This is a genomic window from Tenacibaculum maritimum NCIMB 2154, from assembly GCF_900119795.1.
Taxonomy (GTDB): Bacteria; Bacteroidota; Bacteroidia; order Flavobacteriales; family Flavobacteriaceae; genus Polaribacter; species Polaribacter maritimus.
Window position 1 is genome coordinate 1,581,762 of sequence record NZ_LT634361.1, and the last position, 12,271, is coordinate 1,594,032.

The following is a 12,271-nucleotide window of genomic DNA, read 5'->3' on the forward strand; positions in this document are numbered from 1 at the left end:
AGTTTTAAATAAAATTACTAACCCCTTCAAGTTTGACTTTTATTTTAACGCCAACAAAGGTTAATAAGAGTTGTCATGTGTAATTTTTTTTAGTAAATTAGTTCGATTTATTTTATTAGATAAGTAATTAAGATGAATAAAAAGGAAATGGATTTACATGGCCCGTTAAAAAAGTTTTTTGGTTTTAACCAATTTAAAGGTTTACAAGAAGATGTAATTAAGAGTATTATGAATGATAATAATACTTTTGTAATTATGCCTACTGGTGGAGGGAAATCTTTATGCTATCAACTGCCTGCTTTAATGAAAGAAGGAACAGCTATTGTTGTTTCTCCGTTAATAGCATTGATGAAAAATCAGGTTGATGCAATTAGAGGTATTTCAGAAAATCAGGGTATTGCGCATGTTTTAAATTCATCTTTAAATAAAACAGAAATAGCACAAGTTAAAAAAGATATTTCAGAAGGGGTAACAAAATTATTATATGTAGCTCCAGAATCATTAATAAAAGAGGAATATGCAGACTTTCTAAGAACTCAAAAAATATCTTTTGTTGCTATTGATGAGGCGCATTGTATTTCGGAGTGGGGACATGATTTTAGACCTGAATACCGCAATTTAAGACATATTATCAAACAAATAGATAATGTTCCTGTAATAGGGTTGACTGCTACTGCTACAGAAAAGGTACAGGAAGATATCCTAAAGACCTTAGGCATGAGTGATGCGAATACTTTTAAAGCCTCTTTTAATAGAGCAAATTTATTTTATGAAGTGCGCCCCAAAACAAAAGAAGTAGAAAAAGATATTATTCGTTTTGTGAAGCAACGAGTAGGAAAATCGGGTATTGTTTATTGTTTAAGTCGTAAGAAAGTAGAGGAAATAGCACAAGTTTTACAAGTTAATGGAATTAATGCATTGCCTTATCATGCAGGTTTAGATGCAAAGACAAGAGCTAAGCATCAAGATATGTTTTTGATGGAAGATTGTGATGTTGTAGTGGCTACAATCGCTTTTGGTATGGGAATAGATAAACCTGATGTACGTTATGTAATACACCATGATATCCCAAAAAGTTTAGAAAGCTATTATCAAGAAACTGGTAGAGCAGGACGTGATGGAGGTGAAGGACACTGTTTAGCTTTTTATGCTTATAAAGATATTGAGAAATTAGAAAAATTTATGGCAAATAAGCCAGTAGCAGAACAAGAAATAGGGCATGCTTTGTTACAAGAAGTTGTTGGTTATGCTGAAACATCTATGAATCGTCGTAAGTACATTCTTCATTATTTTGGAGAAGATTTTGATGAAAAGAATGGGGAAGGGGCAGATATGGATGATAATACAAGAAACCCTAAAAAGAAGCATGAGGCACAAGAAGATGTTGTAAAGTTATTATCAGTAGTTAGAGACACTAATGAGAAGTATAAGGCAAAGGAGATTGTAAATACTTTGATAGGAAAAGAGAATGCGATGTTGAAATCTCATAGGACTCCTAGTCAACCATTTTTTGGAATTGGAAAAGATAAAGATGGAAAGTATTGGATGGCATTGATACGTCAGGTTTTAGTTGTTAATTACTTAAGAAAAGAAATAGAGCAATATGGTGTACTGAAAATAACAGCAAAAGGGAAAGAGTACATTGATAATCCGAGCTCTTTTATGATGACAAAAGATCATATTTATAATGATTCGGATGATGGAACAATAATTACCAATGCCAAATCTACTGCTATTTCTGATGATAAATTAGTTAAGTTACTTAAAGATTTACGTAAAAAAGTAGCAGTAAAACAAGGAGTTCCTCCTTTTGCTGTTTTTCAAGATCCCTCAATAGACGATATGGCTTTAAAATACCCTATGACTTTAGAAGAATTATCTAAAGTGCATGGTGTAGGAGAAGGAAAAGCGCGTAAGTTCGGGAAAGATTTTATAAAATTAATAACAGCTTATGTAGAAGAGAATGATATTATACGTCCTGATGATTTAATTGTAAAAAGTACAGGCGTTAATTCAGGTTTAAAATTGTATATCATTCAGAATACTGATAGAAAATTACCATTAAATGATATCGCGCAGTCTAAAGGTCTTGAAATGGAGGAGCTTATAAAGGAGATGGAAGCTATTATTTTCTCAGGAACGAAGTTGAATATAGATTATGCAATAGATGATATTTTAGATGAAGATCAGCAAGAAGAGATTTATGATTATTTCATGGAAGCTGAGACAGATAAAATTCAAGATGCCTTAGATGAATTTGATGGAGATTATGATGATGAAGAATTGCGTTTAATGCGTATTAAGTTTACAAATGAAGTAGCTAATTAGTAGTAAAATAAAAATAGTAAAAAAACCGTTTTAATAACAATTTAAAACGGTTTTTTTTATGAAATAATGTAATATTTTAGTTTAGTAAATAAACGTTTGTAATGGTAGCTATAGAATCACATCGCTTAATATACAAAGAAATGTTTTGTAAATTATCTGCTCCTGTTATATAATACTCGGCACAAGGTTTCTTACGAGCTTTACTTTTGCTGAAATTTACGTCTCCGTATTTTAAAACCTTAGAAATTTTAGTTGTGTCTATATTATATGTAAGCATATTTTTTTTTGCTTCTGAACTAAAGACTCTCTTTTTAATTCGTATAGATTTTAAGGTACGTGCGTCCATACCATAATCAAAAGATACTTTTTTGTTTTTCCAAAAGAAAAGCACTACAAATGAACCTAAGGTAAGGCCTATAAAGTAATAACCAAATCGTTTTAACCACTGCATAATTTAATTTTAAAGTAGGGCAAAAGTAACAGAAATCTAGTAAACTAATATGTTTATTTAAAATTAAATAATTAACAGATTAATATCTCTAAAAGGCAGCTCAAACCAATCAGCAACAGTTTTATTAGTTAAAATTCCATGGTAGAAATACATACCATTTCTAAGGCTTTTATCAAAACGAACAGCGTTTTCGAATCCACCACCTTCAGCGATATTTAATAAATAAGGGGTAAAGATATTGCTGATAGATACAGATGCGGTTCTAGCATATCTAGAAGGGATATTCGGAACACAGTAATGAATAACTCCATGTTTAGAAAATGTAGATTTACTGTGCGTAGTTATCTTAGAAGTTTCAAAGCAACCTCCACGATCAATACTAACATCAACAATAACGGCGCCGTCTTTCATCTGTTCTATCATCGCTTCTGTGACGACAATAGGAGAGCGGTCTTTTCCACGGATAGCTCCAATAGCTACATCACATCTCATGAGTGCTTTGGCTAGTGTTTTTGGTTGTACAGTTGATGTATAAATAGGGGTGCTTAAAGAGTGTTGTAAGTTTCTTAGTTTCGTTATAGAATTATCGAAAACTTTTACACAAGCACCAAGACCGATGGCAGAACGGGCAGCAAATTCACCAACAGTTCCTGCACCAAGGATAACTACATCACTAGGAGGAACTCCTCCTATATTTCCTAATAACAACCCATTTCCTTTATTAGCACTGGTCATTAATTCAGAAGCAATTAAAACAGAAGCAGTTCCTGCTATTTCACTTAGAGATTTCACAATAGGATAAACTCCATGTTCATCTTTGATATAATCAAAGGCTACTGCTGTAATTCGTTTTTTAGCTAAAGCTTCAAAATACTTCTTGTTTTGGGTTTTTAACTGTAAGGCAGAAATTAGTACAGATTGAGGTTTTAACATCTCTATTTCACTTGAAGATGGAGGAGCTACTTTTAAAACGATATTACAAGCAAAGGCCTCTTTTATATCATAAGAAATTTTTGCTCCAGCGTCAGAATATTCTTTATCTGTATAGTTAGCACCCTCTCCAGCACCTGTTTCCATAACAATTCTGTGACCGTGAGCTGTTAGTGCTGCCACAGCATCAGGAGTCAAACTAATACGTTTTTCTTCAAAATGAGTCTCTTTAGGTAAACCTATAAATAAATCACCTTTTTGCTTTTTTATTTCTAGCATTTCCTCTTGTGGAATAAGCTCTTCTTTACTGAAAGGAGAATATAAACTCATACTTTTTATTTGATTAGAATGTTTCGTTGTCCATTACTTTGCAAAGAAATATATATTTGCACAGCATCTAAAGGTAATAAATTTTCTACATTCTCGGGCCATTCTATCAAAGACCAGTGGTTTGAGTACAGGTAATCTTCGATTCCTATATCATAGGCTTCCTCTTCACTTTCAATTCGATAAAAGTCGAAGTGATAAACTGTTTCGTTAGTACTTGTTTGATATTCATTTACTAAAGAAAAAGTAGGGGAATGAGTTATGTCTTTGATTCCTAGTTCTTTACAAATCTCTTTGATGAGTGTTGTTTTACCAACTCCCATTTCTCCATGAAATAGTAAAATTTTATGCTTAGCAGAGCTTATGATTTCTTTAGCAATCATATTGAGCTCATTTAAAGAGTAGTTTTTATTCATGGCTCCAAATATAATTGTAAAAACAGAAAGCACAAAGTATAAAATATGTGTACTACTTACTTAGGAGAATATATGGCACAAGGAATAATTATTTCTTCAAGAGATATGCCTCCATGTTGATAGGTGTTTTTGTAATATTTAACAAAGTGATTATAATTATTGGGATACGCGAAAAACAAATCCTCTTTAGCAAAAATAAAAGGGCTGTTGATGGCTACGCTAGGTAAAAAAACATCTTTAGGATTTTTAACCGCATATACATCTTTTTCGTCATAAGATAAGCTCCTTCCTGTTTTATAGCGTAAGTTTGAGCTGATATTTTTGTCACCAATAACTTTCGTAGGACGGTTGGAATTAATTGTGCCATGATCTGTAGTGATTATTAATTTTTGACCAATCAATTTAGCTTTTTGAATGATTTCAAATAATGGAGAGTTTTTAAACCAACTTTCTGTTAGAGAACGATAAGCTTTATCATCTCCCGCAAGTTCTTTTATAACCTCCATTTCTGTTTTAGCATGAGAAAGCATATCTACAAAATTATAGACAATAACGGTTAAATCATTTTGCTTGGTACGGTTATAATTATCCGCTAGATCCTTTCCTCCTTTGAGAGAAGTTATTTTATGATATTCATGTTTAATATTTAGGTTTAAACGTTTTAATTGAGCGGTTAAAAACTCATTTTCATAAAGGTTTTTTCCGCCTTCGTCGGTATCATTTTTCCAGTAATTGGGGTGCCTTTTTTCCATTTCGGAAGGCATTAATCCAGAAAAAATAGCATTTCTAGCGTATTGGGTAGCTGTAGGTAAAATACTAAAATAAGAAAATTCTTCACTTTTTTGGTAATATTTGTTGATGAATGGTTCCAATACTCTATATTGATCGTAACGTAAATTATCAATAACAATAAAAAGCGTTCCTTTTTCTTTGTCTAAATTAGGAACGATATAATCTTTAAAAAGTGTATGAGAAAAAACGGGCTTATCATCTGAAGTTAGCCAACCTTGGTAATTTTTTTTGATGAATTTAAAAAAATGATTATTAGCTTCTAATTTTTGGCTTTCCAAAATGCTTAGCATACTTGTATCATTGATATTTTCCAATTCAAGTTCCCAATGAACCAATTTTTTATACAATTCAATCCATTCTTCATAAGAATTTACCATTGCTAAATCCATGGCTATTTTTCTAAATTCTTGTTGGTAATTGGAAGTTGTTTTTTCAGAAATAAGTCGAGAATGATCTAAACTCTTCTTTAGGCTCAATAATATTTGATTAGGATTGACTGGTTTTATAAGATAGTCAGCTATTTTAGAGCCAATGGCTTCCTCCATAATATACTCTTCCTCACTTTTAGTAATCATAACGATAGGAAGATTAGGCTGTTTCTGTTTGACGGCGCTTAAGGTTTCCAAACCAGTTATACCAGGCATATTTTCATCTAAAAAAACGATGTCAAAAGGTTGCTCATCTATTAGTTCAATAGCATCAGTGCCATTGGTACAAGTTGTAACCAAGTAATTCTTTTTTTCTAAAAAAAGAATATGGGGTTTTAATAAATCTATTTCGTCATCAACCCAAAGTATGTTAATTTTTCTCATGTATAAAAATTAGTATCGTCTTTAAAAACTATAAAAATAGTTTTTTGTTGCCTTAAAAAAGATAAAGTTACGTTAATAAATAGATGTTTTTGTTGGTTTTGTGGTCTAATTACAATTTCTTTGTAAGATCTTGTTATAAAGCAACTACTTTGAAAAAAATAAAAACGAATAAGCTTAAAATATTAAATGATCCTATATACGGATTCATAAGTATTCCTAATTCATTAATATTTGATATCATTGAACATCGGTATTTTCAGCGTTTGAGAAGAGTCAGCCAAATGGGATTGTCGAATCTTGTATATCCAGGAGCTAATCATACTCGCTTTCATCATGCACTTGGCTGTATGCACTTAATGCAAAAAGCTGTAGCTGTTTTAAGAAATAAAAATGTAGTTATTTCAGATGAAGAAGCAAATGCTTTATACTTAGCAATTTTATTACATGACATTGGACATGGAGCTTTTTCGCATGCGTTAGAACATAGCATTGTCAATGAAATTTCTCATGAAGAAATTTCATTGAAGTTTATGAAGAAACTAAACAAAGAATTTGAAGGAAAGTTAAGTTTAGCAATAGAAGTGTTTGAAGGAAAATACCATCGTCCTTTTTTATGCCAGTTGATATCTAGTCAACTAGATATAGACCGATTAGATTATCTCAAGAGAGATAGTTTTTATACAGGAGTTGCAGAAGGCAATATTTCTTCCGATAGATTAATAGCCATGATGAATGTAAAGGAAGAACAGTTGGTAATAGAGCAAAAAGGAATTTATTCTGTAGAAAAGTTTATCATTGCTAGAAGGTTAATGTATTGGCAAGTTTATTTACATAAAACAGGATTGGTTGCTGAAAATATGCTTGTAATGGTGTTAAAAAGAGCTAAAGAACTAGCAAAAGAAAAAGTAGTATTATGTGGAAGTAAAGCCTTTCGATATTTTTTATACAATGAGATTTCAGAAGACAACTTCACAGAAGAAACATTAGAGGTGTTTTCAAAATTGGATGATTACGATATTTTAGCAGCAATAAAAGAATGGGAGAACCATTCTGATGAAGTGCTATCTAAGTTATCAAAAATGCTTATTTATAGAAATTTACTGAAAATAAAAATTCAAGATAAGCCATTTGATAAAACATATGTGAAAGATGTGATGAAAAAGAATAAAATAGTAGGAGTATCTGATAAAGATTTACACTATTTTTTATTTGCTAAAGAAGTTTCAAATCAAGCATATGATAAGAAAAAACCTATACGGATTTTAGGAAAAGAAGGAAGCATGACAGCTATAACCAATGTGTCAGATCAATTAAGCTTACAAGCATTGACTAAACCTGTTGTAAAGTATTATTTTTGCTATACAAAAGATATGATATTAGATTAATCGTTGGTTTTTTTATACTTTTGCGTTTCATGAAATTTACAGCCACACAAATAGCAGAGATTTTAGAAGGTGAAATTGTTGGTAATCCTAACGAAGAAGTTTTTAAATTATCTAAGATAGAAGAAGGAGAGAAAGGTTCTTTAACGTTTTTGTCGAATCCTAAATACAACTCATATTTATATACCACAAAAGCGTCAATAGCCATTGTGAATAAAACTTTTCTTCTAGAAAAAGAAGTAACAGCTACTTTGATAAAAGTACAGGATGCTTATAAATCTTTTTCGAGATTATTAGAGTTTTATAACCAGGTAAAAAATAATAAGGTAGGTAGAGAAAATCCGCACTTTATAGCAAGTTCTTCGTGTATAGGAGAGCACGAATACATTGGAGCTTTTGCTTATATTGGAGAAAATGTTAAAATAGGAGATAACGTTAAAATATACCCTAATAGTTACATAGGAGATAATGTTACGATAGGAAATAATTGCACTATTTTTTCAGGAGTAAAAATTTATTCAGAAACACAAATAGGAAATAATTGTAAAATTCATTCAGGAGCTATTATTGGTTCAGATGGATTTGGATTTGCTCCAGATGAAAAAGGAGAATATAAAGCCATCCCCCAAATAGGAAATGTTATTATTGAAGATAACGTAGATATTGGGGCGGCATCTACCATTGATAGAGCTACTTTAGGTTCAACTATTATAAGAAAAGGAGTAAAGCTAGACAATCAAATTCAAATAGCTCATAATGTTGAAATAGGAAAGAATACGGTCATAGCTTCCCAAACAGGAATTGCAGGATCTACCAAAGTAGGAGATAACTGCATGATTGGAGGTCAAGTAGGTATTGTTGGGCATATTACCATAGGAAATAATGTGAAAGTGCAAGCGCAATCAGGTATTGCAAGAAGCTTAAAAGATAGCGAAACAGTACAAGGAACTCCAGCTTTAGGTTATTCTGACTTTAATAAATCATATGTTCATTTTAAGAACTTACCTAAGATGGCCGCTGTGTTAAACAAATTAGAGAAAAATATAAATACTCAAAAGGAGTAATTATGAGCAATAAACAACAAACAATAAAAAGCGAAGTAAGTTTATCTGGTGTAGGGTTGCACACAGGAAACAATGTAACAATGACTTTTAAACCTGCGCCAGCAAATCATGGGTTTGCTTTTATGCGTATAGATTTAGAAGGGAAACCAACTATTGAGGCAAAAGCGGAATACGTTACAAACACGCAAAGAGGTACTAATTTGGAAAAGAATGGAGTTCAAATTCAAACCTCAGAGCATGTGCTAGCTGCCGCGGTAGGTTTGGGTATAAACAATCTATTAATAGAAATAGATGCCTCTGAGCCACCAATCATGGATGGTTCTTCAAAATTTTTTATTGAAGCTTTAGAGCGTGCGGGAATTGAAACGCAAGAAGTTGAAGTAGAGGAATATATCGTAAAAGATATTATTTCCTATAAAGATGAAGCTACAGGGAGTGAAATTATTTTAATGCCTGCCGATGAATATCAAGTTACAACAATGGTAGATTTCGGAACTAAAATCTTAGGAACTCAAAATGCTACTCTAAGTAAAATGTCTGATTTTAAAGAGGAGATAGCAGATGCTAGAACTTTTAGTTTTTTGCATGAATTAGAAATGTTGTTAGCTAATAATTTGATTAAAGGAGGAGACTTAAATAATGCTATAGTGTATGTAGATAAAGAGATATCTGAAAGCACGATGCAAAAATTAAAGGAAGCTTTTAATAAAGAAAACATAGCTGTAAAGCCTAATGGTATTTTAGATAATTTAACCTTGCATTGGGCTAATGAAGCCGCTAGGCATAAATTATTAGATGTTATCGGTGACTTAGCATTGGTAGGAACTCGCATTAAAGGAAAAGTAATAGCTAATAAACCAGGGCACTTGGTAAATACAATGTTTGCTAAAAAATTAGCTAAAATTATTAAAGCGGAAAAACGTAATAATGTACCTAAGTACGATTTGAATAAACCACCATTATTAGATATTCATCAAATAATGGATATTTTACCTCATAGACCACCATTCTTATTAATAGATAGGATAATGGAATTATCGGATAAACATGTGGTAGGAATGAAAAATGTTACGATGAATGAAAACTTTTTCGTAGGTCATTTTCCAGGGGCTCCCGTGATGCCTGGTGTATTACAAGTAGAAGCAATGGCTCAATGTGGAGGAGTTTTAGTGCTAAGTACAGTGCCAGATCCAGAAAATTATTTAACTTATTTCATGAAAATGAATAATGTTAAATTCAAACAAAAAGTTTTACCAGGAGATACATTGATTTTTAAAGCAGAATTGATAACACCTATCCGAAGAGGGATTTGCCATATGCAAGCTTATGCATATGCAAATGGAAAATTAGTAGCAGAAGCGGAATTAATGGCACAAATAGTGAAAAATAAATAATATGAACCAACCCTTAGCATACGTACATCCACAAGCAAAAATAGCTAGAAATGTTGTCATAGAGCCGTTTACAACAATACACAATAATGTTGAAATAGGTTCTGGAACATGGATAGGTTCGAATGTAACCATTATGGAAGGTGCTAGAATTGGAGAAAATTGTCGTATTTTTCCAGGAGCTGTTATTTCGGCAATACCTCAAGACTTGAAATTTGAGGGGGAAGATTCTTTGACAGTTATAGGAAACAATACAACAATTCGCGAGTGCGTTACAATAAATAGAGGAACAAATGCTTCTGGTCAAACAAAAATAGGAGATAACTGTTTAATAATGGCAACTGCTCATATAGCTCATGATTGTATATTAGGTGATAATTCTATCATTGTAAATGGTGTAGCATTAGCAGGGCATGTAACGATAGGAAAACATGCTATCATAGGAGGATTAGCAGCCATACATCAATTTATTCATATTGGTGATCACGCAATGATCTCAGGAGGATCTCTTGTCCGTAAAGATGTTCCTCCATATACCAAAGCAGCAAAAGAACCATTATCTTATGTAGGAATCAATTCCATAGGTTTAAGACGTAGAGGATTCACGACAGAAAAAATTAGAGAAATACAAGAAATATACAGAATTTTATACCAAAAGAATTATAACAATACGCAAGCTTTAGAAAAGATAGAAGCAGAAATGGAGGCAACTTCTGAGCGTGATGAAATTATTTTATTTATTCGTAATTCTCAAAGAGGAATTATGAAAGGATATTTTGGTGGATAAATAATAAAACAATTTAACAAAATAATACAATGGCAACGACATCAGATATAAGGAATGGATTATGTATCAGGTACAATAACGATATTTATAAAATAGTAGAGTTTTTGCATGTAAAACCAGGTAAAGGACCTGCATTTGTGAGAACTAAATTAAAAAGCTTGACAAATGGAAAGGTAGTAGATAATACGTTTCCAGCAGGAAGAAAAATTGAAGATGTTCGCGTAGAAACGCATAAATTTCAGTTTTTATACCCAGAAGGAACTACGTATCATTTTATGAATACAGTTGATTATAACCAAATTACTTTAGAAAAAGCTGTATTAGATGCTCCTGAATTGATGAAAGAAGGAGAAATAGTTACTGTAATTATCAATTCTGAAGATGAGATGCCTTTGGCAGTAGAAATGCCACAGAGCGTTATTTTGGAAGTAACTCATACAGAACCAGGGGTAAAAGGAAATACAGCAACAAATGCAACGAAACCAGCAACTGTAGAAACAGGGGCTAGAATTAATGTACCTTTGTTCATTAATGAAGGAGATAAGATCAAAATAGAAACAGCTAAAGGTACATACCAAGAGCGTATAAAAGCATAAAATTATATTCCCGTTAGGTCGGGAATTTTTTTATATATGAAATTTAAGAAAGCACAAACTTTAGAGGGAATAGCTTCTTTATTAGATATAGAATTTGTAGGGAATTCTAATTTTCCAATAACAGGAATTAATGAGATTCATGTAGTAGAAAAAGGAGATATCGTTTTTGTAGATCACCCTAAGTATTATGAAAAAGCACTGAATTCTAAAGCAACTACGGTTCTAATTAACAAAAAAGTGGCTTGCCCTGAAGGAAAATCATTGCTAATTTCGAAGGATCCATTTCGTGATTTCAATAAATTGACGAAACATTTTAATCCATTTATTGCATCTAAGAGTAGTATTTCAGAAAGTGCTAATATAGGAGAAGGAACAATAATTCAGCCAAATGTTTTTATAGGAGCTAATGTAACCATAGGAAAAAATTGTGTACTTCATCCAAACGTAACTATATACAATGATTGTATTATAGGAGATAATGTAACAATTCATGCCAATACGGTATTAGGAGCTGATGCCTTTTACTATAAAAATAGGCCGGGAGGATTTGATAAGCTTATTTCTGGAGGAAGAGTAATTCTTGAAGATCATGTAGATTTAGGAGCCTCGTGTACAATTGATAGAGGTGTTACAGGAGATACTACCATAAAAGAAGGAACCAAAATAGACAACCAAGTTCATGTAGGACACGATACAGTTATAGGGAAAAAGTGTTTGATAGCTTCTCAAACAGGTATTGCAGGTTGTGTTGTAATAGAAGATGAGGTAACTATTTGGGGGCAAGTAGGTACAAATAGCGGAATTACTATTGGTAGAGGAGCGGTTATTTTAGGTCAAACAGGAGTCACTAAATCAGTTGAAGGAGGAAAATCCTATTTTGGAACTCCTATATCAGAGTCTAGAGAGAAGCTAAAAGAATTGGCAAAAATTAAGCGATTTTTAAAGGAACAAAAAAAAGGATAAAAATTTCTGAAATAAGTTGTAAAAAACTATTT

The 12,271-nt window shown here is 32.0% G+C and carries 11 protein-coding genes; 7 read left to right on the forward strand and 4 right to left on the reverse strand.

Annotated elements, in window-relative coordinates:
• Positions 1–147 precede the first annotated feature (147 nt).
• Positions 148–2,328 (forward strand): DNA helicase RecQ, encoded by a 2,181-nt coding sequence (gene recQ / locus MARIT_RS07140; RefSeq protein WP_038025467.1) that lies wholly within the window; start codon positions 148–150, stop codon positions 2,326–2,328.
• 76 nt (positions 2,329–2,404) lie between these two features.
• Here recQ and MARIT_RS07145 read toward each other — a convergent pair whose 3' ends face one another.
• The 4 genes from MARIT_RS07145 to porX form a co-directional block, all read right to left on the reverse strand.
• Positions 2,405–2,779, reverse strand: coding sequence for a DUF4258 domain-containing protein (locus tag MARIT_RS07145; RefSeq protein WP_024740840.1), 375 nt, complete (start codon positions 2,777–2,779; stop codon positions 2,405–2,407).
• A 63-nt stretch (positions 2,780–2,842) separates the two neighbouring features.
• The gene (locus MARIT_RS07150) at positions 2,843–4,039 is read right to left on the reverse strand and encodes an alanine dehydrogenase (RefSeq protein WP_024740839.1); all 1,197 of its coding nucleotides are present in this window, start codon (positions 4,037–4,039) and stop codon (positions 2,843–2,845) included.
• A gap of 5 nt (positions 4,040–4,044) precedes the next feature.
• Complete coding sequence (gene tsaE / locus MARIT_RS07155; protein WP_100211147.1) at positions 4,045–4,452, reverse strand: tRNA (adenosine(37)-N6)-threonylcarbamoyltransferase complex ATPase subunit type 1 TsaE; 408 nt, start codon at positions 4,450–4,452, stop codon at positions 4,045–4,047.
• A 56-nt stretch (positions 4,453–4,508) separates the two neighbouring features.
• Positions 4,509–6,056, reverse strand: a complete 1,548-nt coding sequence (gene porX, locus MARIT_RS07160) for a T9SS response regulator signal transducer PorX (RefSeq protein ID WP_100211148.1) — start codon at positions 6,054–6,056, stop codon at positions 4,509–4,511.
• 149 nt (positions 6,057–6,205) lie between these two features.
• On the opposite strand from porX, the gene MARIT_RS07165 reads away from it, so the two are divergent.
• From MARIT_RS07165 to MARIT_RS07190, 6 genes are read left to right on the forward strand one after another with little or no spacing between them, the layout of a single operon-like run.
• Positions 6,206–7,441, forward strand: a complete 1,236-nt coding sequence (locus tag MARIT_RS07165) for an HD domain-containing protein (protein ID WP_024740836.1) — start codon at positions 6,206–6,208, stop codon at positions 7,439–7,441.
• Positions 7,442–7,470: 29 nt separating this feature from the next.
• The gene (lpxD, locus tag MARIT_RS07170) at positions 7,471–8,502 is read left to right on the forward strand and encodes a UDP-3-O-(3-hydroxymyristoyl)glucosamine N-acyltransferase (RefSeq protein WP_024740835.1); all 1,032 of its coding nucleotides are present in this window, start codon (positions 7,471–7,473) and stop codon (positions 8,500–8,502) included.
• Between the two features lie 2 nt (positions 8,503–8,504).
• Complete coding sequence (locus MARIT_RS07175; protein ID WP_100211149.1) at positions 8,505–9,896, forward strand: bifunctional UDP-3-O-[3-hydroxymyristoyl] N-acetylglucosamine deacetylase/3-hydroxyacyl-ACP dehydratase; 1,392 nt, start codon at positions 8,505–8,507, stop codon at positions 9,894–9,896.
• A 1-nt stretch (position 9,897) separates the two neighbouring features.
• Positions 9,898–10,680 (forward strand): acyl-ACP--UDP-N-acetylglucosamine O-acyltransferase, encoded by a 783-nt coding sequence (lpxA, locus tag MARIT_RS07180; RefSeq protein ID WP_024740833.1) that lies wholly within the window; start codon positions 9,898–9,900, stop codon positions 10,678–10,680.
• A 29-nt stretch (positions 10,681–10,709) separates the two neighbouring features.
• Positions 10,710–11,276 (forward strand): elongation factor P, encoded by a 567-nt coding sequence (efp, locus tag MARIT_RS07185; RefSeq protein ID WP_024740832.1) that lies wholly within the window; start codon positions 10,710–10,712, stop codon positions 11,274–11,276.
• A 36-nt stretch (positions 11,277–11,312) separates the two neighbouring features.
• Positions 11,313–12,239 carry a UDP-3-O-(3-hydroxymyristoyl)glucosamine N-acyltransferase gene (locus MARIT_RS07190; protein WP_100211150.1) on the forward strand — a complete coding sequence of 309 codons (927 nt, stop codon included), beginning with the start codon at positions 11,313–11,315 and terminating at the stop codon, positions 12,237–12,239.
• Positions 12,240–12,271: the final 32 nt, after the last annotated feature.